The organism is Candidatus Saccharimonadales bacterium, from assembly GCA_035457485.1.
Taxonomy (GTDB): Bacteria; Patescibacteriota; Saccharimonadia; order Saccharimonadales; family EFPC-124; genus DATIBO01.
This window is the reverse complement of the sequence record DATIBO010000006.1, coordinates 68,741-90,293: the sequence shown is the minus strand read 5'-3', so window position 1 is coordinate 90,293 and position 21,553 is coordinate 68,741. Positions and strand designations below refer to the sequence as shown.

Annotated in this window: 23 protein-coding genes; 17 read left to right on the top strand and 6 right to left on the bottom strand. The window is 44.3% G+C overall.

Annotated features, from left to right (window positions below):
- Positions 1-8 precede the first annotated feature (8 nt).
- Positions 9-1,601, top strand: a complete 1,593-nt coding sequence (locus VLA77_00550) for a CTP synthase (GenBank protein HSE29062.1) — start codon at positions 9-11, stop codon at positions 1,599-1,601.
- Here VLA77_00550 and VLA77_00545 read toward each other — a convergent pair.
- Positions 1,591-3,180: a hypothetical protein gene (locus VLA77_00545; GenBank protein ID HSE29061.1), complete on the bottom strand. Its 1,590-nt coding sequence runs from the start codon at positions 3,178-3,180 to the stop codon at positions 1,591-1,593. The two genes, VLA77_00550 and VLA77_00545, sit on opposite strands and share 11 nt — an antisense overlap.
- 98 nt (positions 3,181-3,278) lie before the next feature.
- Between VLA77_00545 and argS the strand changes: the two genes are divergently transcribed.
- Positions 3,279-4,964 (top strand): arginine--tRNA ligase, encoded by a 1,686-nt coding sequence (gene argS, locus VLA77_00540; GenBank protein ID HSE29060.1) that lies wholly within the window; start codon positions 3,279-3,281, stop codon positions 4,962-4,964.
- On the opposite strand, the gene VLA77_00535 is transcribed toward argS, so the two are convergent.
- Positions 4,961-5,998, bottom strand: coding sequence for a hypothetical protein (locus VLA77_00535; GenBank protein ID HSE29059.1), 1,038 nt, complete (start codon positions 5,996-5,998; stop codon positions 4,961-4,963). The genes argS and VLA77_00535 overlap by 4 nt on opposite strands.
- A gap of 34 nt (positions 5,999-6,032) precedes the next feature.
- Between VLA77_00535 and msrB the strand changes: the two genes are divergently transcribed.
- The 5 genes from msrB (at position 6,033) to VLA77_00510 (ending at position 9,591) form a co-directional block, all read left to right on the top strand.
- Positions 6,033-6,431 carry a peptide-methionine (R)-S-oxide reductase MsrB gene (msrB, locus tag VLA77_00530; protein HSE29058.1) on the top strand — a complete coding sequence of 133 codons (399 nt, stop codon included), beginning with the start codon at positions 6,033-6,035 and terminating at the stop codon, positions 6,429-6,431.
- Between the two features lie 42 nt (positions 6,432-6,473).
- Positions 6,474-8,000 (top strand): hypothetical protein, encoded by a 1,527-nt coding sequence (locus tag VLA77_00525; protein HSE29057.1) that lies wholly within the window; start codon positions 6,474-6,476, stop codon positions 7,998-8,000.
- Between the two features lie 9 nt (positions 8,001-8,009).
- On the top strand, positions 8,010-8,534 hold the full coding sequence (gene orn / locus VLA77_00520) for an oligoribonuclease (protein ID HSE29056.1): 525 nt from the start codon (positions 8,010-8,012) through the stop codon (positions 8,532-8,534).
- 80 nt (positions 8,535-8,614) lie between these two features.
- Complete coding sequence (locus VLA77_00515) at positions 8,615-9,259, top strand: HAD family hydrolase (protein HSE29055.1); 645 nt, start codon at positions 8,615-8,617, stop codon at positions 9,257-9,259.
- On the top strand, positions 9,259-9,591 hold the full coding sequence (locus tag VLA77_00510) for an MmcQ/YjbR family DNA-binding protein (protein HSE29054.1): 333 nt from the start codon (positions 9,259-9,261) through the stop codon (positions 9,589-9,591). Before VLA77_00515 ends, VLA77_00510 begins: the two co-directional genes overlap by 1 nt.
- Here VLA77_00510 and VLA77_00505 read toward each other — a convergent pair.
- Positions 9,588-10,148: a hypothetical protein gene (locus tag VLA77_00505; protein HSE29053.1), complete on the bottom strand. Its 561-nt coding sequence runs from the start codon at positions 10,146-10,148 to the stop codon at positions 9,588-9,590. The genes VLA77_00510 and VLA77_00505 overlap by 4 nt on opposite strands.
- A 68-nt stretch (positions 10,149-10,216) precedes the next feature.
- Here VLA77_00505 and dnaG point away from each other — a divergent pair, with 68 nt between their 5' ends.
- Together dnaG and rpoD are read left to right on the top strand one after the other, a co-directional pair.
- Complete coding sequence (dnaG, locus tag VLA77_00500; GenBank protein ID HSE29052.1) at positions 10,217-11,944, top strand: DNA primase; 1,728 nt, start codon at positions 10,217-10,219, stop codon at positions 11,942-11,944.
- An 8-nt stretch (positions 11,945-11,952) separates the two neighbouring features.
- Positions 11,953-13,065: an RNA polymerase sigma factor RpoD gene (gene rpoD / locus VLA77_00495; protein HSE29051.1), complete on the top strand. Its 1,113-nt coding sequence runs from the start codon at positions 11,953-11,955 to the stop codon at positions 13,063-13,065.
- Between the two features lie 41 nt (positions 13,066-13,106).
- Here rpoD and VLA77_00490 read toward each other — a convergent pair whose 3' ends face one another.
- Both VLA77_00490 and VLA77_00485 read right to left on the bottom strand, forming a co-directional pair.
- Positions 13,107-13,709: an AAA family ATPase gene (locus VLA77_00490; GenBank protein ID HSE29050.1), complete on the bottom strand. Its 603-nt coding sequence runs from the start codon at positions 13,707-13,709 to the stop codon at positions 13,107-13,109.
- On the bottom strand, positions 13,699-14,415 hold the full coding sequence (locus tag VLA77_00485; GenBank protein ID HSE29049.1) for an undecaprenyl diphosphate synthase family protein: 717 nt from the start codon (positions 14,413-14,415) through the stop codon (positions 13,699-13,701). The genes VLA77_00490 and VLA77_00485 overlap by 11 nt, the downstream gene beginning before the upstream one ends.
- Positions 14,416-14,505: 90 nt before the next feature.
- Here VLA77_00485 and VLA77_00480 point away from each other — a divergent pair, with 90 nt between their 5' ends.
- Genes VLA77_00480 through VLA77_00470 form a run of 3 tightly spaced genes read left to right on the top strand, consistent with a single transcriptional unit; the run spans position 14,506 to position 18,425 of the window.
- Positions 14,506-15,426 (top strand): sigma-70 family RNA polymerase sigma factor, encoded by a 921-nt coding sequence (locus tag VLA77_00480; GenBank protein HSE29048.1) that lies wholly within the window; start codon positions 14,506-14,508, stop codon positions 15,424-15,426.
- Positions 15,427-15,453: 27 nt separating this feature from the next.
- Positions 15,454-18,003: a DNA polymerase I gene (polA, locus tag VLA77_00475; GenBank protein HSE29047.1), complete on the top strand. Its 2,550-nt coding sequence runs from the start codon at positions 15,454-15,456 to the stop codon at positions 18,001-18,003.
- The gene (locus VLA77_00470) at positions 18,003-18,425 is read left to right on the top strand and encodes a nucleoside deaminase (protein ID HSE29046.1); all 423 of its coding nucleotides are present in this window, start codon (positions 18,003-18,005) and stop codon (positions 18,423-18,425) included. Before polA ends, VLA77_00470 begins: the two co-directional genes overlap by 1 nt.
- Here the strand turns inward: VLA77_00470 and VLA77_00465 are convergent.
- Positions 18,391-18,660 carry a hypothetical protein gene (locus tag VLA77_00465; protein HSE29045.1) on the bottom strand — a complete coding sequence of 90 codons (270 nt, stop codon included), beginning with the start codon at positions 18,658-18,660 and terminating at the stop codon, positions 18,391-18,393. The genes VLA77_00470 and VLA77_00465 overlap by 35 nt on opposite strands.
- Before the next feature lie 177 nt (positions 18,661-18,837).
- On the opposite strand from VLA77_00465, the gene VLA77_00460 reads away from it, so the two are divergent.
- From VLA77_00460 to mutM, 5 genes are read left to right on the top strand one after another with little or no spacing between them, the layout of a single operon-like run.
- Positions 18,838-19,110, top strand: coding sequence for a hypothetical protein (locus tag VLA77_00460; protein HSE29044.1), 273 nt, complete (start codon positions 18,838-18,840; stop codon positions 19,108-19,110).
- The gene (gene dut, locus VLA77_00455) at positions 19,107-19,538 is read left to right on the top strand and encodes a dUTP diphosphatase (GenBank protein ID HSE29043.1); all 432 of its coding nucleotides are present in this window, start codon (positions 19,107-19,109) and stop codon (positions 19,536-19,538) included. Before VLA77_00460 ends, dut begins: the two co-directional genes overlap by 4 nt.
- The gene (locus tag VLA77_00450) at positions 19,535-20,104 is read left to right on the top strand and encodes an HAD family phosphatase (protein ID HSE29042.1); all 570 of its coding nucleotides are present in this window, start codon (positions 19,535-19,537) and stop codon (positions 20,102-20,104) included. The genes dut and VLA77_00450 overlap by 4 nt, the downstream gene beginning before the upstream one ends.
- Positions 20,101-20,670, top strand: coding sequence for a hypothetical protein (locus VLA77_00445; protein HSE29041.1), 570 nt, complete (start codon positions 20,101-20,103; stop codon positions 20,668-20,670). The genes VLA77_00450 and VLA77_00445 overlap by 4 nt, the downstream gene beginning before the upstream one ends.
- Positions 20,670-21,545, top strand: coding sequence for a bifunctional DNA-formamidopyrimidine glycosylase/DNA-(apurinic or apyrimidinic site) lyase (gene mutM / locus VLA77_00440; protein ID HSE29040.1), 876 nt, complete (start codon positions 20,670-20,672; stop codon positions 21,543-21,545). Before VLA77_00445 ends, mutM begins: the two co-directional genes overlap by 1 nt.
- Positions 21,546-21,553 lie beyond the last annotated feature (8 nt).

Genomic DNA, 21,553 nt, shown 5'->3' with positions numbered 1-21,553 from the left:
CGCCCTACATGAGAGCCCAAAAAACACACTACGTATTCGTCACCGGAGGCGTTATTTCCGGACTCGGCAAAGGCATTACAGCGGCGTCATTAGGCGCCGTTTTTCGTGCCCAAGATATTAAAGTTAGTATGCAAAAGTTAGACGTATATCTAAACTTTGATGCTGGCACACTAAACCCAGCGGAGCATGGCGAGTGTTTTGTAACCAAAGACGGCGCTGAAACTGACCTAGATCTAGGTCACTACGAGCGATTTTTAGACGAAGAAATGACACAGGCGAGCTCAACCATGAGCGGCAGGCTTTTTTCGCGTTTGATCGACGACGAGCGCGCAGGGAAGTACCTGGGCAAAACCGTGCAAATGGTGCCGCATTTTACAAAAATTATTCAAGACGACATTATCGCTTCGGGGAAGGGTAGTGATATTCATATTGTAGAAATTGGCGGGACGGTTGGCGATATCGAATCAACTGCCTTTATGGAGGCTATTCGTGAGATGAATATTGCTTTCCCGGGCCGGTGCGCTTATGCGCATGTTGTTTATGCGCCGTTTTTAGGGACGAGCAAGGAATTCAAAACCAAGCCAGTGCAAAATGCGTTGCGAGATTTACGCAATGCAGGAATTGTGCCCGACTTAACTTTGGTTCGCGCCGAGAATCAGCCGCCTCAAAGTGTTGCCGATAAAATTGCAATGTTTGGTGGTGTCGCGCGTAATTCTGTGATTATGCTACCGAATGCCAGAACAGTTTATCAGGTTCCTCTAACGCTAGAGGAACACGGCGCGGCTGGGACAATTTTAAATAAGTTTGGTCTAAAAATGAGCAAACCGAACATGAGCCGCTGGGACAACTTAGTTAAGTTGGCGACGACTAAATACGATAAAAATGTCCGAATTGGGATTGTAGCTAAATATTTAGACAACGAAGACACTTATTTTTGCGTAATGGAAGCTTTGCGTTCGGCGGCTTGGGCTAACAAGGTTAATTTGCAATACAGCTGGATTGACGCTGAAAAGCTAGAAAAAGGCGAGACAGAAGCACTTAAAAAAGTAGATGGAATTTTAGTGCCCGGTGGGTTTGGCTCTCGTGGCCTAGAAGGCAAAATTGCTGCAGCGACGTACGCAATGGAAAATAATGTTCCGTATTTAGGAATCTGCCTGGGGTTGCAAATGGCGGTTGTGGCGGCGGCGCGTAAAGGTGGTTTAAAAAATGCCCAAACGAGCGAGGTTGACCCAAAAACCGAAAACCCTGTGATTTATATAATGGATGATCAGCAAGGCAAAGAGGCTACTGGTGGCACGATGCGCTTAGGTAACTACACTTGCAAATTAGCAAAAGGTAGTTTGGCTGAGAAAATTTATGGATCTAACGAAATTGTCGAACGGCATCGTCACCGTTACGAAGTAAATCAAAAGTATAAAGAGTTTTACGAAAAAGCCGGGCTTGTCGTAAGTGGTTTATCACCAAATGGAAAACTTGTGGAGATGGTTGAAATCCCTGGTCACAAATACTTTATCGCTACACAAGCGCACCCGGAGTTTAGGAGTAGGCCAGATAGGGTGCATCCGTTGTTTGATGGGTTTATTAAAGCTGCTATGGTTTAGCACCAATTTTTTCGTTTGAAAATTCGCGAAAGAATGCAATTTCCGCTGCGCTTTGTGATGCTTTACGGCTATTTAACAGCAAAATATTAACAGCTACTTCGTTATCGTTGTAAAGTTTGAGCCGTTGGTTAAAGTAAGCAAATCTTTCTGGGGGGAATTCGCTTGCGAGCTTGATCGGATCTTGCATGTAAAGAGCAAAAGCAGTTGCAAATGTTTCAAATCCGTAACGCGTGCGCATACCATCCGAACCCGAAGAGAGCCATTCCTGCCTGACTTCATCCATGTAGGCATCCATAGGCTCTGGGTCCTCACCTAAAATAGTCTCCCATTCTATTAGGTCGTCTAGACCCATTATTTTACTATGAACGTGGTGCCCAATCTCGTGATCTAAGGTAGCCTGAACCTCTTTTTTCACATAAGACCTGAGCGTTTGTTGGCTATATTTGCCGTTATATTTTAAAAACGTTGCTTTTCGTGTGTCAATGTAAAGCTTATTTTCGGTTTTTTTGTGCTCACCGACTACATTTGATTCGTTGTTATCATCATGAATATCATTTTCAACGAACTCAATAAAACCAATACTTTCAACGAACCTAGAGGGATAGCGATCTAGCCGTTCATTTATCCAAGCGTAGGGGTCGTCAATTCCGGTAGTTTCGGTCAGCGCTTCGGCGTTTGTAATAAAAAGTGAGTTTGCGCTTCGTTCGGAGAGCTGCTTAAACTGTTCATCCGAACGTTGTTTTAGGTTTAGCATAAGATCTGCGGCGCGGTTCTCAAAAGCGTTCATTATTGTCGTCGGCACTTCTGTTTCTGGCTGGATTCGGAATTTTTTCATGAGCATTCTAAGTTGGTACCCTTGCCATTCAAACTCATGACCGTTTATTGCAAGCCATGTTCGCCTGTTGGGTGCAAGGTAGTGTCCGACTCGTTTTAAGGCTGATTCCCAATTTTGCACAGTCCCCTCAAGGTCACCCTGCGTTAGCCACCCATCTTCAGCAATAGATTCTGTTTCTTCGCGGTCAAAGCCGTATTGAGAATATAGAATCTGCAGCTTATCGATGATTTTAATACTGTCGCCAGCATTCCGAATCGAGCCTAGAAAAGGGCTAACTACTGTAGTTGTCAAAAAACAAAGTTCAGTTTTTTCTTCTGACGAAAGTTTTGAATCGTCTTTTAGTAACTCTGTAGTTAAGGCGTCCCAGTCAGTAGTCTTTATTACGTCGGATCTTCGTTGCAACAAAAGTTGTTCGGCCTGCGAGTACCAGTTTTTTTCTAAGGCCTCCTCAGACTGAATTAAGTGAGTGATTTTGCTAATGTATGCTATAATTTCATCTTTTTTGTCGAAGTCTGATTCCAGTACTTTCTCTTTAACTAGGTCAAACATAAGATTAATACCTAAACCCTGGACATCCTCTTCGTCAATTTGCGCCATAAGGTCAAAAAAAGGGTTATTCTGTCCAAAATTATTCTCAAACTCCAAGGTAGTTGTTCTGTGCTCGTCGTCTATTTCTTCAGCGACTCGAAAGGCATCCTGGACGGATTTGGCTTCGTATTTACTTTCAAACTCGGTATGTTCCATTTTTTGTTTTACTTTTAGTTTAATTATAACGGTTAACGTGTAAAAATAAAACTAATGAAAACACAGTCTTTATCTGTTAATATGTAGGGGTGAATTATGTGATTGATCAAATTAAAAACAAAATTGCAAAACTTGTGGCAGATTCAGTTAAAGCCGAATCTGTTGAAGTTCAACCCGCTAATCCAAAATTTGGTGCAGATTTTGCTATACCATGTTTCAAAATCGCAGCCGAACAAAAAACCAATCCGGTTGAGTTGGCCAAAAAGCTGGCCGAACAACTAAAAATGCCCGAGCTTGCAAAAGTCGAAGCTGCTGGTGGATTTGTAAATTTATGGTTGAGCGATGATGTTTTATTGGGTGCATTAAAGCAGGTTGACGCAAATTTTGGTTCGCATAAAACTTTTAAAGATAAAGAAATTCTAATCGAACACACTGCGGTTAATCCGTTTAAAGAGTTTCATATTGGGCATGCATATGCTAACACAATAGGCGAGGCACTGGCTCGGTTGCACGAGGCAGCTGGTGCTAAAGTACATCAGATTTCGTATCACGGTGATGTTGGGCCACAAATCGCAATGCCGGTTTGGGGTGCTGCAAAAATGCTAGCTGCAAATGAAGGCGATTGGTACGATAACGGTGATCCTGCCGGTAGAACTATGAGCGATGTTGCGGTTGATAAGCGGATCGCGTTTTTGGGGGCTGCATATGCCAAGGGTGCAGCGGCTTTTAAAGAAGACGAAGAATCCGCGGCAGAAATAAAAGCCATAAACAAGCATATTTACTTACGTGACGACGAAGGTGTTGATGAGATCTACAGCACGGGTAGTCGTTGGAGTTTTGATTATTTTGACGATGTTTGCGACCAGCTTAAATCTGGTAACTTTGAGAAACACTATTTAGAAAGCGAAATGGGCCCAATTGGAGCCGAAATTGTTAAAAGTAATCTGGGTGATGTTTTTGAAGAAAGTAACGGAGCAATTGTTTACAACGGCGAGCAAAAAGCAGGCCTGCATACCCGTGTATTTATAAATGGCCAAGGTCTACCAACCTACGAAGCTAAAGAGCTGGGTTTAACCTTTACAAAACAAAACGATTATCCGCAAATGACTCAAACTATTGTGGTGACTGGCAATGAGATCGACGAGTATTTTAAAGTTTTAATTGCCGCAGTAAGCGAGCTGGATCCTAGCTTGGGCGCTAAAATGAAACACATTTCGCACGGAATGGTAAAACTGAGCTCTGGTAAAATGAGCAGCAGAACTGGAAAGGTTTTAAGCGCAGTCGATGTTTTAAACCAGGTTAAGCAGGCGATTTCAGATAACTATCAAACTGAGGCTATCGACGACGTAAAATTGGCTGCTATAAAATATGCATTTTTAAAACAGCGAATTTCGGGCGACGTAATTTTCGATATTAATGAGTCTGTCAGTTTAGAAGGCAATTCAGGGCCATATATTCAGTATGCGCATGCCCGCGGGCAGAGTATTTTGGCGAAATCGCAAGTGCGCGGAGAAATTACAGATCTTAACGCAGGCGAGAGAATATTAGCTACTAAAATTTTAGAATATCCAGCTGCCACAGCCAAAGCGATTAATGAGCTTGCGCCACATAACGTGTGTACCTACCTATACGAATTAACCCAAACATTTAATCGTTTTTACGAAAAAAACCGTGTTATCGATGATCCGCGCGAAGCCACGAGGATAGCTTTGGTTGCGGCATATTGTCAGGTTTTAAAAAACGGACTTAGCATTTTAAATATTGCGGCGCCCGAGAAACTTTAGTAGCGACTAACTTTGTTAAACGTGTAGCCAGCCCAAAGTATTGTGAGGCCCATTAAAAACACCATAGAGAAAAGTACGTAGGCGACTATTCCTTGCATGTAAGGGCCAGCTATAATTCGCACAACAAATTGATACAAAACAACTGCAATTATAGGGAACATCGAAAGGTAAAGTGTGCGAATAGGTGAACGATAAAGGTCAGGTAACCTTTTTTCGGACATCTTTAAAATGATAGCTGAGACTATGGGGAATGTAAGCATGAAACCCCAGATGACTGCAGCGAAATCGTGGACCGCCTCGGATTCGGTGGTGGTCAGGTGTGGCGAAAAAACCGCAGCGAGTGACAATATTGATCCGCCAATTAAAATCGGCCAAACTGAAGTCCAAAAATTGTTAATGCCAATCGTTTGAACATATTTTTTGATCCCGATGTAAAACAGCATTGCGGCTAGTAAAATTGGTAGCGCATACAAAATGCTCACAATCGGGTATTGTCGGAGTTCAAAAAACTCCATAAAGGGCTGCTCAAGCAAGCTTAAGCCCAAAAGAGTAACACCCGCGCAAATCACCAAAAAAGCGTTACGCAGTTGTGATTTAAAAGAGGCTAATGCATTTAAAAACATAATTGCCGCACCGACCGTAATTAAACTGAAGGCCGTGGCGCCTGCCAGTTGAATTCTTTGCTCGAAAGTTGCTGAGTTGGGAAGCAGGGTCGATAATAGTGCAGCTAAAACAGATAGCGAAACTATCACTAAAAGTAGATTCTTGCTTTTTTGCGATGTGTCACCGGCCATGTGCTGTTCGATTTGCAGGTTAAGTGATTCACGCGTGAATGAACGCATGGTTTCTTTGGTGGTTAGATAGTCTTCTAAAAAATCCTGGATCGAAGATATTGTCTGAATATCTTGTCCAGTAAGTTGGCGTCCTCTTGCTGTGATTTCGCTAAGTGTATCGACTTTATCGTAAATATCTTGACGATTCGAAACCAGGGAGGCTGTATAGGTTACTTTTTCGACTAATTTTTGATTATCCATTTTTTGTAAATAAGCTTAAGGTTATAATACATCTATGAACCTAAATAAACAAACAACCGAGCGAGAGTGGCGTAAAATTTTAACGCCTGAACAGTATAAAGTATTGCGCGAAAAGGGAACCGAACTGCCATTTACTGGTAAATATGAAACCGAGAACGGCGTAGGTAGGTATGTCTGCGCTGCCTGCGGCGCTGATCTTTTTAAATCGGACTGGAAGTTTGATGCCAACTGTGGATGGCCAAGTTTTTACGACGCAAAGCCCGGCGCAGTGGACTTCACTGAAGATGAATCGCACGGAATGAGTCGCACGGAAGTAACTTGCGCCAATTGCGGGAGTCATTTGGGACATATCTTTAATGACGCTCCTGATCAGCCTACCGGTCAGCGCTATTGTATAAATTCAGTTTCGCTAGATTTTAAGCCTAGTAAATAGCTTCTGCTTGCAGCACGGTTAATTGTTTGGCATCATTCTTTAATGAGAGAAGGTGAATTTTTAGAGCGCGGTTTTTTACCAAAAAAGCAGCAAGATTTAATAACGAAAGGTCTAACTTATCGAGCAGGTGAAGCTGATAAGGTCTTAGAGCGACTAGATAGACCGGACGTAGTTGTTTGTGCCTTGGTGGCTCGGCAGCGTCAGAGTGCTGTTGGTTTGCCTGGGAGCCCAATTGATCGCCCGAGGGTCCGAAAGAGCTTAGAGACATATTGGGATGTCATTGTAAGGGATCTTAGAACTGGCAGACCAAGCTCAACACATTTAGAATTTGCTTTTAACATTATCCACGGCGACGTTCATGGGATAGTACCAGAGGCGGGCGCCAAGGCTCTAGAGGCGGTGAACATCTTCAATATTGCCGCCTTAACCGACATGGCTGATTCAAAGCGGCCCTTGAGAACGAGGCTTAAAAGCGCGCTTGCAAAATCAGTTCATGTGAGCCATGGTGTTTACTTTAACCCCGAATCGCCACATTTGAGGGCAGTCGTTTTAGCGAGGATTTTGCAGTCCAACGGGAGCCTACAGGATTTGGATATCGAGGATCCCGACGCCCTAATGGCCGTTCGTTTGGACGACCTTTCACATTATGTTGATTTGTCGGTAGGTTCGGGCGAGAGCGCTGGGTTTGAGCGGGGTTTGCCTCAAGATGTTTGGAACGTGAAGCAAGGTTTAACCAGCTTTTGGGGTGATGTGGCAGCCGCGCGCAATGGAAACCGAGCCGTAGGGCGGCAGGCGGGTCGCAGGTGGAAGTTGTTGTTTAATGAAGGGGGCGAAAAAAGATACCAACAGTACCTGCGCGAGCGAGTTAATTTGCGTGATGAGTCCAATCTTGGATTGATGCGGTCTTTGCAACTATCGCCAGAGAACCTTGCCCAAGAAATGCATGAAACGATTGCCGACTTGGCTGACGAAGGTGATACGTACATTCAAAATATGCGCCTGAACGAAAGACTCGGGGTGTTGTGGGCGGCTGCAAGTTTAAGGCGGGCGAATCCTCACTTTGCACAAATTCTGACCAATTACCAAGATGTAGTTAGAGAGAACTTGGAACCTTACGCCCAAGATGGACTGCCGCTGATCGCCGAGCGCCAGGATCCGTATTGGCTTAGGTATGTGATGTGGCAAAGTTTAATGGATAAAACTGGCACTGGTCCCACGACGATTTTTACAGATGAATATAGCCCAATTGTGGACGATAGACGCGACGCGGGCGATGCCTTAAGCAAATCTTTAAAAATCAAACTTGGTCAGGCAGACTTCAATGATTTTGGTAACCAGGGTGCAAAAACTAATAGCAGTGGTTATGGCGAGCTGAATCCAGCTGTTTGCGTGGTAACGGCTTACGATTTGATCGCGCATGCCGAGCGCTCGGCGCTTGAGCCAGCCGCCTTTTCGGTCTTTGAGGATCTTGAAAAGTACATTCGTTCGCTTAGTCCATCGGCTTTTAGAGCAATGCTAGTGGGACTGCCAAACAGTATTAGGCTTGAGGTTAAACAGATTCGCGGATAGAATTGAGGTATGAGTAAAATTCTTTGGATTGATCTAGAAATGACCGGGCTGAATCCGAATGTCGATCGGATTGTTGAAGTTGGCGCACTTATAACAGATTGGGACTTTAACGTTCTGGCGACATACGAGAGCGGCGTTAAACACGACAAAGAACTGTTGCAGCGTTTATTTAAAGTTAATCCGTGGGCGGCCGATCACGCCGAAAGCACTAGTCAGCTTTTAAGGCTTTCAGCCAAAAGCCCAAGCTCAGACAAAGTTCAAGGCGAGCTTATTGCTTTTGTGAACGATCATTTTAACAATGAACCAGTCTTGCTGGCGGGAAATTCCATCCACCAGGATCGGCGATTTATTCGCAAGTACTGGCCTGAACTTGAGGCTCGTCTACATTACAGAATGCTCGATGTTAGCGCTTTTAAGGTGGTGATGATGGGCAAGTACAATATTAAATTCGAAAAGACAGAAACACACCGCGCGCTCGATGACATAAAAGAAAGTATAGAAGAACTCAGATCTTACCTTAAGAAATTTAATTAATATCTTGGCGTATAAGCCCAGTCTGCCTACCTGTTTAATTTGTAAAATTGTGCAAAAAAGCCTATAATTAGTTTTTGCCTGTGAGAAACGTTAAAGCAGTAATCTTTGATCTTGATGGAACTCTGTTCGACGTACGTGAGCTTGTTTATAAGCAGCTTAAAATAATTACGCACGAGTTTAATGGTCAAGAGGCTACGCGCGATCAGATCGCGTCGGTTTTATATGGGTCGATTGCTGTGCAAATCGAGAACCTAATTCATGATAAAAAACACCACAAGGCGGCTTACGAACGTGGACTTGAGTTAGTTTTAGCGGATCGTGGCAAGGCATTGCCGTATGATAAGGTTGCCGATACTCTAAATCTGATAAAAAGCTTTCAGCGACAAATGGGCGTGCTGACTGCGCGCGAACCAAGCCAGCTAAACGATAAACATTTTATTGGAATCCATCATTTTTTTGAAACCGTAGTACATGCCAAGCGGGTGGAAAACCACAAACCACACCCCGAAGGACTTTTTTTGGCCATGCAAGAACTTGGCGTAAACCCCGAGAACACTGTAATGGTGGGCGACACAACCGCCGACATTTGCGCCGGTAGGGCTGCGGGTGTTATGACGATTGGCGTTACTCATGGCTTTGGAAAAATGGCTGACCTGCAAGATGCGGGCGCTGATCATATAATTCACGATATACCATCACTCATAGGTGTGTTAAATTTAAAGTAATGCAAAAACTTACGCATAAACAAATCGAAGAGTATATTTTATCGATGCCGAACTCGCGGCTAGATTACCCTTTTGGCGAAGGCACTGCTGTTTATAAAGTAGGCGACAAAATGTTTGCGCTAATCGATGAGGGCTCTGAGCCGCTGCGCGTAAGCTTAAAATGTGATCCGCTGTTGGCCGAGCACCTGCGCGAAAAATACGAAACCGTATTGCCGGGCTACCACTTGAATAAAAAACATTGGAACACGGTAATTTGCAGCGGTCAGTTAGATGAACAAGAGGTTCGTGATCTAATTCTGCTTTCTTACAATCTGGTTACTGGTAAAGCCTAAAGCTGTTCTTGTAAGGCCTGTAAATTGCTAATTGTGCGTTCAAGTGTGGCGCTCAACTGAGGGTTGGAGGTTTTTTGTTGAGCCGACAACGCCAATTGTAGCTGCGCTGCGATTTTCGTTTGTAAAGTCGTTTGGTATTCGTCGTTAAAACGGCCAGCTTGGCGAGCGGTTTCGAGTTTTGTTGCGTTGGTATCGGCTTCGAGTGCAATGGCTTCTTCTGACAGCTCCTCGAGACCCAAATCGCCCATAAGCGAAACCCAGTCACTAGTTACTAAAGTTGTGGTTTCGCTGTTGATTTTTGTTAACGCCGAATCAGTTATGGATGCCTGGTAAGTGGTCGTAAAGGCGATTAAAGATTGTTCGCGCGCAGCAAGTTGCTCCAACTCGCGGCGAGGCCCACTACTGATGCTATTTATAACCGCGAAAGCTACCGAGATTAAAATAATTAGTAGAATCAAGCCGCCAGCTAGAAGCAAAATACGCCTAAATATTCCAGATCCGCCTGGTTTGTTGTAATCGGCTGCGGCACCATAATATCGAGCATTTGCATCTGCCATGCCTAGATTATAGCGCTATTTACAGCATAAGCAAAAAACAGAGGTCGTAAGGTGATAGAATAAAAGCAATGGAAGCCAAAGAAGAGATTAGGTCGCGATTAAACATAGAAGACGTAGTGGGTGAGTATGTTCAGCTTAAGCGTGCCGGCCGAAACTTTAAGGGGCTATCCCCCTTTAGCCAAGAAAAGTCGGCAAGTTTTATGGTAAGCCCCGAAAAGCACATTTGGCACGACTTTAGTAGTGGTAAAGGCGGTGATATTTTTAGCTTTGTAATGGAAGTTGAGGGACTTGATTTTAAGGGTGCAATAGAGCTTTTAGCGCGCAAAGCCGGAGTTGATTTGAGCCAATATCGCAGCACGCAGGGGGCAAATTTGAGCCGCAAAAAGGATCGTCTTTATCAAGCGCTTGAGATAGCATCTAAATATTATCAGCACTGCTTAATTAACAGCGAATTCGCTCGAGATTACGTGGTAAAAAAACGCAAATTGAACAAAGCGGTTGTTCAGGATTTTATGATTGGCTATTCCCCCGATCATGATAAGGATTTATTTTTAGCGCTAAAAAAGCGTGGGTTTACCGAGGCTGAACTGCGTGATGCGGGTTTGGCAGTTACTCGGCGTTACGGAATTGGCGATATGTTTCGCGCGAGGATGATGGTTTCGCTGATGGACCCGCAAGGCAGAGTGGTTGGTTTTACTGCCAGAATTTTAAAAGACGAGCCAAACGCTCCAAAATACATAAACACGCCACAAACCTTGCTTTACGATAAAAGCCGCCACGTTTTTGGATTACATTTAGCAAAAGAGGCGATTCGTCAATCGGATTTTGTAGTGATTGTAGAGGGAAACCTGGATGTTATTTCGAGTCATCAGGTAAATGTTAAAAACGTCGTGGCTACGGCCGGAACAGCCTTAACAGATAGCCATTTGCGAACTTTAAGTCGCTTTACTCAAGATGTGAGATTGGCTTTTGATGCAGATAAAGCTGGCGTAGCGGCGACCGAGCGCGCGATATCGATTGCGTGCAACTTAGGGATCAACCTGAGCATCATCACTTTACAAGGCGATGCTAAGGACCCTGACGAACTTATCAAACAGGATGTAACTTTGTGGCAGCAGGCGATCGATCAGCCTAAAGATGCAGTTGAGTGGTTATTAGATATATATGCAACGCGTTTTGATTTAAATTCGGCCGAAGGAAAACGCCGCGTAACTGATCAAGCGCTGAGTGTCGTGCGAGCAATTGATGATCCAGTCCTGCGTGAGCACTATGTGCAAAAAATTAGCGAGCGGGTAAAGGCTTCGGTTAACGCATTGCAAGCGAAGTTGGAAAAAGTTGAAAAACCAAAAAAACCAGAATTAAAAACCCCAGTTAAGCCACCACAAAAAGTTAAGCCGGGCCAGTTCGTTTACCAAGATCATTTACTGGCACTAGCGACAGTGCACGACGAGGTTCGCGACATTTTAAGAAAACTTGAACCGACCAACTTTGAAGGCGAAGAGCGTCAACGGATCGCGGAGTATCTTATTAACCCTGGTCAAAGCTTGCAATCTGACGAAATTAGTGTAAAAATACAGGAGTTAGAACTCATCGCTGAGGCTAAGTACCCGCAGTTTAGCGAAGAAATTTATTTTATAGCCAGCGACATTGCCAAAAAAGTCAAAAAAGAACACAAAATTCAGATGCGAGCACAATTTAAACAAGCCTTTACTCAAGCACAATCCCAAGAAGAACAACTTAAGTTCAGTGACTTGATTAAGAAACTCGACAAAGAAATAGAAGCTTTAAATCGTTAGGAGCAATTATGCCAAAAAAACCAGCAATCGAACCAGTCGCAGACGACGAAGAGTTGGTCGTAAAGGATGATTTTCAGATGTCAGATGACTCGATAGAGCCAATGGCGGATGATTTAGAAGAGAGCGAAGAGTGGCAGGAAGATGATTCTGCGCCAGCTTATCTAGATGACATCTCGGACGATTCGGTTCGCCTATACTTGCGTGAGATTGGCAAGATCCCACTTTTAAACCCAGAAGAAGAACTGGGCTTGGCTAAGCAAGTTGTCGAAAACCGAGCCGAGTTAGAAGAAGTTCAGGATAAGATTGCCGATATTGAAGAAAAAACCAAAAAAGGTGAGGCTTCCGCAAGAATGACGGAAGAGCTTGAGAAGCTTTCGGCACGCGCTAAAAAACTTAGTCTACCTAAAGATCAAATGGCTGAAGCTAACATGCGTTTGGTGGTGAGTATCGCTAAGCGTTATAGTGGTCGTGGGCTAGATTTCTTGGATTTGATTCAAGAAGGTAACACAGGTTTGTTGCGCGCGGTTGAAAAATTCGACCCAGACAAAGGCTTTAAATTTAGCACTTACGCAACTTGGTGGATTCGCCAGGCAATCACCCGTGCGATTGCCGATCAAGCGCGTACAATTCGCATACCAGTGCACATGGTCGAGACAATCAACAAACTTTTACGCACTCAGCGCCGTATGACCCAGGAGCTTAACCGTGAGCCGACTATCGAAGAACTTGCGGTTGAAATGGAAATGGAACCTGAGAAAATCGAATACGTTATGAAAATCAAGCAAGATATTACATCTCTTGATGCAAACGTGCGTGACGACGACGATGATAGTGTTTTAGGTGATTTTATTGAGGATGAAGATGCCCAGAGTCCAGAAGAATCTGCGGCAATGCAGCTGTTAAAAGAGCAAGTTCGCGATATGCTTGGTGTTTTGACCGAGCGCGAGCAAAAAATCTTAAAAATGCGATTTGGTTTAGATGACGGCAAAAGTCACACGCTAGAAGAAGTTGGCCAGGAATTTAGCGTCACTCGTGAGCGTATTCGCCAGATCGAAGCTAAGGCGTTGAGTAAATTACGCAAACATAAAGATTCTAAGCGTTTGCACGACTACATCCAATAACATTGAAGTGGAGTCCTAGCGACTCCACTTCACTAAGTATTCTAAAGATGCAAAGTATCTTTAATCGTTCGAGTCAACTCGTTGAGTGAATCGCTATTATTCAAAAGCGTAAGATCAGCTTTTTGTTTTACGGCCGACATATTTAATCCGTTATCGTCATTACTGGTCGCTCTCATTTCGGCGGCTTCGTCGGCTAAAAAATGTTCAAAGCTGGCAGACTCGTCGCCACGATTACCCCGTAGAGCAACGTTTTTAACAGTTCTCGAATAACGAACTTCAGGATCGGCATCTACCCAAATTACAACGCCGCCTAGCTCGTGAACCTTATCGGCCTCGAAAGGGTTGCGAAGCGAAGCCATAACTACGCCTTTATATTTTTGGTCACCGCCTGCTTGCTGATATTTTTGCAAAGCACGCTCCACTAAAACTGCCAAGCCAAATTCGCGCCGCCAATCAGTGCTTACTATGCTTGTGTACTTGCGCTCGGCTGTCCATCCACGTCGCACAGCCTCTTCCCGCAAAGCGTCTGTTACACTGATAAAAAAATAGCCGAACTGGTCGGCTAAAATGGTCCCAATCGCGTCTTTGCCGGAACCGTTAGTGCCCGAGAGGCCGATAATTTTTAAGCGTTGTTTATTTACCATAGCGCCTTTCGCGACTTAAGTAATCATCGCAAATTTCGCTTACCATTTCTTTGGTTAAATCTGGCCATAGAACTGGAGGGAAGGAGTATTGTGAATCGGTTGTTAAAAATCCTAAAAAGCCAGCGCTGTTGTGTGGATCTTGCCAGGCGCCAGTGCGAATGATTAGGTCTACATTTGGCAAATGGCCTGTCCAGCTGTTTGAGCGTAAAAGTTGTTCGGCTTGCAATATGTCAGATGGAGTGGGGGAGTTTTGTTGGAGTAATTTTTGTACTGCTGCGCCGCGTTCGCGAACACCATCGTAGCCGACCAAAATTACCAGAGTTCTTTTTGCAAAATTTTTAGTCGCCTCAATTGCGCGATCGGCGGCCGCCACACAACTTTCACTCAAAAGTTCGCGCCACTCACCAATGATCTCAATTTTTACCTGTTGTTCTCGGATTGTTTCGCTGTCGGCTAGCTCGTTAAATTTAGCTTCGTAGGCATGGTCAAGGGCTTTGAGCAGAATTTTTGATCTGTTAACTAAGTTAGAGTAAGATCCAACCCACAAACTAATGCATTGAGCGCCGCTTTTGTAAATTGCCTCAACAACGGGGGCGATTGCTAAACCGCCATGTTTATAAACCGATGAATCGCCAGATAAGCCATGCTCCTTGGCCCAACGTCGGTTGCCATCTAAAATAATTGCTACGTGATTAAGATCGGACATGTAAAACCTGCACCTACTCTACGTCTGTTAGGGCTTTAAGTCAAATTTACGAGTCTTGATTAAATTGAGATCTTTAGCTATTAATTTTCTATGCCTGAATCCAAAAACACTCCTGACCTACAAAATTTTTACATGTCCCAGATTCGCGGGATCGAAGAAGCTCTGTTAAAGCCACAAGATGAAGTTGATCTAGCAAAGCAAATAGAAGCCGGATTATATGCCGAGCATTTATTAGAATTGTCCGAATATGACGAGGATCCAGACTTACTCGAGGCAATTGCCAAAGACGGTCAGCTAGCGAAGCGCCGTTTTGAGAAGGCTAATATGCGACTAATCATTAGTACAACTGGTAAATATTTTCGAGGTAGAGTTTTGCTTGGCATGGATCAAACCGATCTTTATCAAGAAGGCTACTTTGGCCTAGTTCGCGCGATCGAGAAGTTTGATTACACAAAAGGATATAAATTTAGCACTTACGCAACTTGGTGGATCCGCAGCTATATTTCTAGGGCAATTGCAAATCAAAATCAGTCGAAACGGCTACCGGTGCATGTTTCTGAGCGGGTGAATAAGATGTTTAAAATCAAAAATCAGCTCGAGAAAGAATATGGTCGGGAACCCACTAATGACGAGTTGGCCGCAGAAATGGACATGACCTTAGACGAACTCGAGAAGCTTATCCTCGACAGCCAAGATGCGATTTCTCTAAACATGCAAATGGGCGAAGACGGTGATGGTGAAATTGGTGACTTAATTGGCGCGAACGAAGATTTTACAGACGAAGTTGAGCGAGTGTTTTTGGCGGATCTACTTGATGACGCTCTGTGTAATTTGCCACCAAGCCAAGAGCGTGTGATTAGGATGATTCACGGAATTGGTTGTGAACCGGTTAAAATCAAGGCTATCGCCAAATTATTAAGAATGGCAGACGCCCGAGTGAGGCAGAGCGAGGCCGAAGGCTTTGCAAATATTCGCAAAACCTACCCTGAACTTGCTTTGTATTTACCTTAAACCTCTGTAATCAGGTATAATTAGAGCATGAGCAAGCGCCTAGTTATTATTGATGGTAAGTCGGTTTTTTATCGCGGGTATTACGCAATGCCAAGTTTAAGCACCAAAGACGGTACGCCTACAGGTGGAGTTTATGGTTTTGCTACAATGGCGCTCGAAATTATTAAAAAATTGCAGCCGAATTACGTTTGCGTGGCATGGGACAAGCCAAAAACCAATATCCGCTCGCGGTTAGAGCTTTATCCGCAGTACAAGGCCGGCCGCAAGCCTGCGCCGCCAGATTTTTATGTTCAGGTACCGATACTACACGACTTGCTTAACAGTTTGGGCTGGCCGCTTTACGAAGCCGACGACTATGAAGCCGATGATCTTATGGGGGCCTTTGCTAAGCAGGCTGGCGAAAAAGATATTGAGAGTTATTTGGTAACCAGCGACCTCGATGTTTTGCAATTGGTAAATCCCCATACTCATATTTACACCTTAAAAAAAGGTTTTACACAGATTGAGCTTTTCAACGAAGAAAGCTTTAAAGCGAAATACAGTGTAGAGCCGACCCAGTGGATCGATGTTAAAGCGCTAAAAGGCGATTCTAGCGATAACATTCCTGGAGTAGCAGGCGTGGGCGAAAAAACCGCAATCGAACTAATTAAACAATACGGAAATCTTGAAGCTGTTTACGACAACATTGAATTGATTAAACCAACCGTTAAAAAGAAGTTGGAAGCCAGCAAAGACATGGCGTTTTTAAGTAAAAAACTAGTCACTTTAATGGTCGACGCGCCGGTAAAACTTGATTTCGAAAAGGCAAAGCTTAGCGACAACGTTACGCCAGAATTCGTGGCAATGCTGAGAAAGCTAGAGTTTAGAACGCTTTTGCGCCAAGCCGAAGCGCAGCTCAGCAAAACTGATAAAGTTCAAGCTGAAGAGCCGGCAAACGTTCTCGAGCCAGCTAAGCGGGTAGATTTAAGCGAGCTTAACTTGGCAAACCAACAGCCACGCGTGGTGGCGCTGAGCCCCGCCGGAGATGAATTGTGGGTGAGTGGTAATTCTAAAACTTACGCAGTTATAAGCTTGGCAAATGGTGTTGAAGACGACGCTGTTGAAGTTATGCAACACGGTGAAATTATTGGTCACGACCTGAAAGATCTACTAAGCAAATTACTAGCTAAGAATTATTCCTGGGTTGGCAAAGTTGGTCATGATACAAAAATTGGCGCATTTTTACTAAACAGCCTTGAGCGCCTGCGTGAACTGAGTGATTTAGTTGAACAGCCTGTCGACGTCGAAGACGCGAGCAAAGTTATTGCTGCGATTTGGCGCGCTTATGACGATCAAAAGCTACAGTTTGAGCAATTGCCGCAAATCACAAAGTTAGCGCACGAGGTCGAGTTCCCGACGATCGATTTGTTGGCTAAAATCGAACACCGCGGTATAAGGCTCGACAGTGACTTTTTAAAACAGATGAGCAAAAAGTTCGCCGTACGAATTAATGAGTTCGAGGAGAAGATTTTTGAACTCGCTGGTCAAACTTTTAACATTGCGTCGCCAACTCAGCTGGCAAATATTTTGTTCGAAGTTATGGGCCTGCCAACTATGGGTATAAAAAAAGGTAAAACTGGTTATTCAACCGGCGCTAAGGAGCTCGATAAACTGCGTGGTTTAAACCCGATCGTCGACTTAATTACCCAGTATCGCGAATACACTAAGCTCAAAAGTACATACATTGACGCGTTGCCAAAACTGGTCGATGAACAGGGTAAGTTGCATACAGATTTTCGCCTAGATGTTGCGGCAACGGGGCGGCTGAGCTCGGCTAACCCGAACTTGCAGAATATTCCTACTCGCACCGAGATTGGTCAGGCGATTCGCAGCGCCTTTGTACCGGCCGAAGGTAATGTTTTTGTAAGTGCTGACTACAGTCAGTTTGAACTGCGCCTTGCTGCGGTTTTGGCCGATGACAAAAAGATGATCGAAGAATTTAACAAAGACGCAGACATTCATACTGCAACTGCCGCCGAATTTTATGGGGTGAGCATGAGTGACGTTACCAAAGACCAGCGCCGCAATGCCAAAACTATTAACTTCGGTGTTCTTTACGGCATGAGCCCGCACGGTTTGAGTGTTGGCACGGGAATGAGCATGATCGAAGCCCGCGATTTTATTAAACGCTATTTTGAACTGCGTGCGCCGATCCGAATTTACATGGACGACATCGTGCAGCAAGCCGCCCGCGATGGTTTTGTGCAAACTATGTTTGGCCGCCGTCGCCCAACGCCAGACCTAAAAAGTAGTAACTTTGCCGTGCGCGAAGCAGCTAAGCGTGCTGCAATTAACATGCCAATCCAGGGGACAGAAGCTGACCTTATGAAGATTGCCATGCTTCGTGTCGAAGAGGAATTAGGCGATCTAGGTCAGCAAATCCTGCAAATTCACGACAGTATTTTAGTAGAGTGTCCGGCTGTAAACGCGCCAAAAGTTGAGAAGATCTTGCAAAAAGTAATGGAAGAAGTCTGTCCAGAGCTGCCAGTTAAATTAAAGGTGGATGTAAAAACAGGGGCTAATTGGGGAGAGCTTTAATGAGCGACGAACAACTTTTAAAAAAAGCCATCGAAGTGGGGGATGAAGTTGAAGCTCCCTTTAATTTTGGCGCAGTGGTTGCTGACGCTAACGGCAAAATAATCTCGGCTGATCACGGCTATGTGTTTGAGAATCACGATCCATCTGCGCACGCTGAAGTAACTGCTATAAAAAATGCTGGCAAAGCCTTGAACACTCAAGATCTCAAAGGTTGCATTTTATACGCAAGTCACGAACCTTGCAGTATGTGTGTATCGTGCGCGGTTTGGGCAGGGATCGACAGAATAGTCTTTAATAAGCTTGCCAGCGAGCAAGATCCTGGAATGTATCGAATTAATAATTACAGCGCCTCTGATTACGCCAAAAACTTCTTGGTTCCAATTAAGGTTACCCGACTCGATTTGCGGTTGGGCGACCAATAGTCTCGTCGCCGTCATCTGTGCCGCTCGCGTCTTCTAAGCCATCGTTATATTCTTCGGTTTCGTCAATGTCACTTTTGTAGTCAGTGTGCGGATCTTGCGGATTTACGGCTGGGCTTGTTGGATCGTCGTAAGGTGTGAAGGGCGTGTCACCGTCACCTGGCAGATGCGGTTCATCTTTTTTAACATCGAAAAAATCTTTATTTTGCAAAAAGTCGTCGGATGATTGTTTAGACATTTTAAAACCTCTTATGATTTAATTTTAGCACGTTAATTATCGGCAGCTTTTATTCTTGTCTCTCAGTCGAAGGTCCTCCGCGCTACGCTTGTGCGGATCGCCTGCGATAGATGAGTAATCAGAGCGCTGTACAGTCATAAACTTGCCGTCCCACCCAATTACAGCTAAAATAAAACCATGGTAGATCTGTTAAGTATTCATATTTTTACAGCAGCTTTATTGATTAGCGTAATTATTTACAGGTTTGCGCGGCAAATGTTTTTTGCCAAAAGAACACAAAAAGCTAGGGTATTAACCTTTGTTTTAACAGGGCTGCAGATCATAACGGGGATTGGACTAATGTTTGGCGGTGCCAGCTTGGGCCGAGTTTGCGTGCCTGGCTTAGCTTTGGTTTTTGTGGTGATTGCGTCAGACTTTGCGCTTAAACGGCTACAAGGAGCCAGAACATGATCGTAAAAGCTGTTAATAAATCTAAGCACGAATTACCGCAATACCAAACCGAACATTCGGCAGGCTTTGACCTAACTGCCAACCTAGACCAACCTGTCACGCTTAAGCCATTAGAGCGTGCGTTGATCCCAACTGGTCTCCATATTGAACTCCCAGCCGGCTACGAAGCACAGATTAGGCCGCGCAGCGGATTAGCGCTAAAACACGGGCTGAGCATTGTTAATTCGCCGGCCACCATTGATGCTGACTACAGGGGAGAGATTGGAGTTATTTTAATAAATTTATCTAATCAGGATTTTACGGTTAACGATGGCGAGAGGATCGCACAAATGGTTGTGACGAAGTATGAAAAAATTGAGTGGGATCAGGCGTTAGAATTAACACAAACAGCAAGGGGTGAGCGCGGTTTTGGACACACCGGCAAATGATTAAAGCAGTAATTTTAGATTGTTTTGGTGTTCTGTATGTGCCGGTGGGGGAGGACTTTTACAGATCTCATCTTAAAAATTACGATGAGGTGAAAGATCAGTTGCGCGAACTGGAATACAGATCCGATCTTGGGCAGATTACTCAGGAACAATTGAACGAGCGAGTTGCAGAAATAGGCGGTATAGATGTCGATGAGGTTCGTAAAAGTATAGTCGGCCAATACGTTCGCAATAAGGCGTTATTGAATTTTGCGCAAAGTTTGCGTCCAAAAATTAAGGTTGCGCTGCTTAGCAATATTAATGCCGAGAGTATTGATCAATTTTTTAGTTCGGATGAGCGCAATAAGTTTTTCGATGCCAGTGTGATTTCGGGTGAAGTTGGAGTTGCTAAGCCTAATCCTTTAATTTTTGAAATGGTGGCTCAAAAACTTGGCGTTTTACCGAGCGAGTGCGTTATGGTTGATGATAGTGGGGCTCATTGTGACGGGGCTCAAGAGGCTGGCATGAAATCTGTGTTATTTGAATCAACTGACGGGGCAATTAGCCAAATTAATGCGTTACTATGAGCGAGGTCCCGAAAATTCATGAATCTCTGCGCGATACTCCTGGCAGTATATTGGCGCTAAAAAGTGGCGAGGGTGTTCATAAAAAAGGATTTCTTGTGAACCGACCAGGTACGGCAATTGATTTGTCGTCTAGAAACTCCGGCTTGCACGCCAGGATAGACAACGGTCGTACGTTAATCACAACATCTCAAAACGGCGAACGCAGCCGCTTGCTTTTAGTGAGGGCTCATTTTTTGCATGTTGAACAGAGCATCGCGAGAGGTGAGCTGATTGTTACAGAAATAAGTAAAGGGCTTCAGTCTCAATGTATGATGGTTGTAGGGCAACCGCGCAATTTTGGTGGAATTATTTTGCCGCCGATTGAATCGATTTTGATTGGCTATGAAGAGCTGGTTCACCATGAATTCAGGCAGGATTTGGCAGTGATTGACGATCCATTTGCTGAAGTCGAGGAGCTGCTAATGCCCTTAGCAGAAAAAATTCAAACCCAACACGAACGCACTAAATTATCACCACGTGCGGGTAGATTAATGGGGCGCACGGCTGTGCAAGGAGAGTATCTATAATGCCAGAGTTACCAGAGGTAGAAACAATCAAAGCCGGGCTGGCCAAATTTTTGCCCGGCCGTCAAATTATTGCCGAAAAGCACGATTGGCCTAGAGGGTTTCCAAACTCCCCGGCAGATGTTGATCAGTTTTTGATTGGTGCAAAAATTAAAACCGTGCGTCGTCGCGCCAAAGTTTTGGTGATTGACTTGCAGAATAACTACAGCATTGTTGTCCACTTAAAAATGACCGGACAATTAGTTTTTAAGAGCGATGATTTTAGATTCGGCGCCGGCCACCCCAGCGATAGTTTAATCGGCAAATTGCCTGATAAATCTACTCGAGTAGAAATAACTTTTAAAGATGGCTCCAAATTATTTTTTAATGATCAGCGTAAATTTGGTTGGATGCGGTTACTGCCTACCTTAGAAGTGGAGAACTTGGATTTCTTTAAAAAAGTCGGACCCGAACCGTTGAGCAAAAATTTTACACCTAGCGAATTTGCTCAGCGATTTAAACGTCGCGCAAACAGCAATATAAAAGCGGCCTTGCTCGATCAAACCGTTGTGGCTGGCGTCGGCAATATTTATGCCGATGAATCGCTTTGGAGCGCAAAAATTCACCCCGAAACAAAAGTCAAAAACATAACCGATGAGCAATTTAAACTTTTATATACTGAACTTCGAAAAATCTTAAACCTCAGCATTTCTATGGGTGGATCGACGGATCGAAATTATGTGGGAGCTGACGGCCAAAAAGGCAGTTATCTACAGTTTGCCAATGTTTTTAGGCGCGAGGGACAAGCGTGCAATCGATGCGGCACGATAATTATTAAAACCAGGGTGGCCGGGCGAGGGACTCATATTTGCCCGGTCTGTCAGCCAAAACCGGTATAATTAAACCA

What these genes read in the sequence shown, in the direction of transcription:
- VLA77_00550 (HSE29062.1), top strand. Translation starts at nt 9, where the DNA reads ATGAGAGCCCAAAAAACACACTACGTATTCGTCACCGGAGGCGTTATT.
- VLA77_00545 (HSE29061.1), bottom strand. Translation starts at nt 3,180, where the DNA reads ATGGAACATACCGAGTTTGAAAGTAAATACGAAGCCAAATCCGTCCAG.
- VLA77_00535 (HSE29059.1), bottom strand. Translation starts at nt 5,998, where the DNA reads ATGGATAATCAAAAATTAGTCGAAAAAGTAACCTATACAGCCTCCCTG.
- msrB (HSE29058.1), top strand. Translation starts at nt 6,033, where the DNA reads ATGAACCTAAATAAACAAACAACCGAGCGAGAGTGGCGTAAAATTTTA.
- VLA77_00525 (HSE29057.1), top strand. Translation starts at nt 6,474, where the DNA reads ATGAGAGAAGGTGAATTTTTAGAGCGCGGTTTTTTACCAAAAAAGCAG.
- orn (HSE29056.1), top strand. Translation starts at nt 8,010, where the DNA reads ATGAGTAAAATTCTTTGGATTGATCTAGAAATGACCGGGCTGAATCCG.
- VLA77_00510 (HSE29054.1), top strand. Translation starts at nt 9,259, where the DNA reads ATGCAAAAACTTACGCATAAACAAATCGAAGAGTATATTTTATCGATG.
- VLA77_00505 (HSE29053.1), bottom strand. Translation starts at nt 10,148, where the DNA reads ATGGCAGATGCAAATGCTCGATATTATGGTGCCGCAGCCGATTACAAC.
- dnaG (HSE29052.1), top strand. Translation starts at nt 10,217, where the DNA reads ATGGAAGCCAAAGAAGAGATTAGGTCGCGATTAAACATAGAAGACGTA.
- rpoD (HSE29051.1), top strand. Translation starts at nt 11,953, where the DNA reads ATGCCAAAAAAACCAGCAATCGAACCAGTCGCAGACGACGAAGAGTTG.
- VLA77_00490 (HSE29050.1), bottom strand. Translation starts at nt 13,709, where the DNA reads ATGGTAAATAAACAACGCTTAAAAATTATCGGCCTCTCGGGCACTAAC.
- VLA77_00485 (HSE29049.1), bottom strand. Translation starts at nt 14,415, where the DNA reads ATGTCCGATCTTAATCACGTAGCAATTATTTTAGATGGCAACCGACGT.
- VLA77_00480 (HSE29048.1), top strand. Translation starts at nt 14,506, where the DNA reads ATGCCTGAATCCAAAAACACTCCTGACCTACAAAATTTTTACATGTCC.
- polA (HSE29047.1), top strand. Translation starts at nt 15,454, where the DNA reads ATGAGCAAGCGCCTAGTTATTATTGATGGTAAGTCGGTTTTTTATCGC.
- VLA77_00470 (HSE29046.1), top strand. Translation starts at nt 18,003, where the DNA reads ATGAGCGACGAACAACTTTTAAAAAAAGCCATCGAAGTGGGGGATGAA.
- VLA77_00465 (HSE29045.1), bottom strand. Translation starts at nt 18,660, where the DNA reads ATGTCTAAACAATCATCCGACGACTTTTTGCAAAATAAAGATTTTTTC.
- VLA77_00460 (HSE29044.1), top strand. Translation starts at nt 18,838, where the DNA reads ATGGTAGATCTGTTAAGTATTCATATTTTTACAGCAGCTTTATTGATT.
- dut (HSE29043.1), top strand. Translation starts at nt 19,107, where the DNA reads ATGATCGTAAAAGCTGTTAATAAATCTAAGCACGAATTACCGCAATAC.
- VLA77_00450 (HSE29042.1), top strand. Translation starts at nt 19,535, where the DNA reads ATGATTAAAGCAGTAATTTTAGATTGTTTTGGTGTTCTGTATGTGCCG.
- VLA77_00445 (HSE29041.1), top strand. Translation starts at nt 20,101, where the DNA reads ATGAGCGAGGTCCCGAAAATTCATGAATCTCTGCGCGATACTCCTGGC.
- mutM (HSE29040.1), top strand. Translation starts at nt 20,670, where the DNA reads ATGCCAGAGTTACCAGAGGTAGAAACAATCAAAGCCGGGCTGGCCAAA.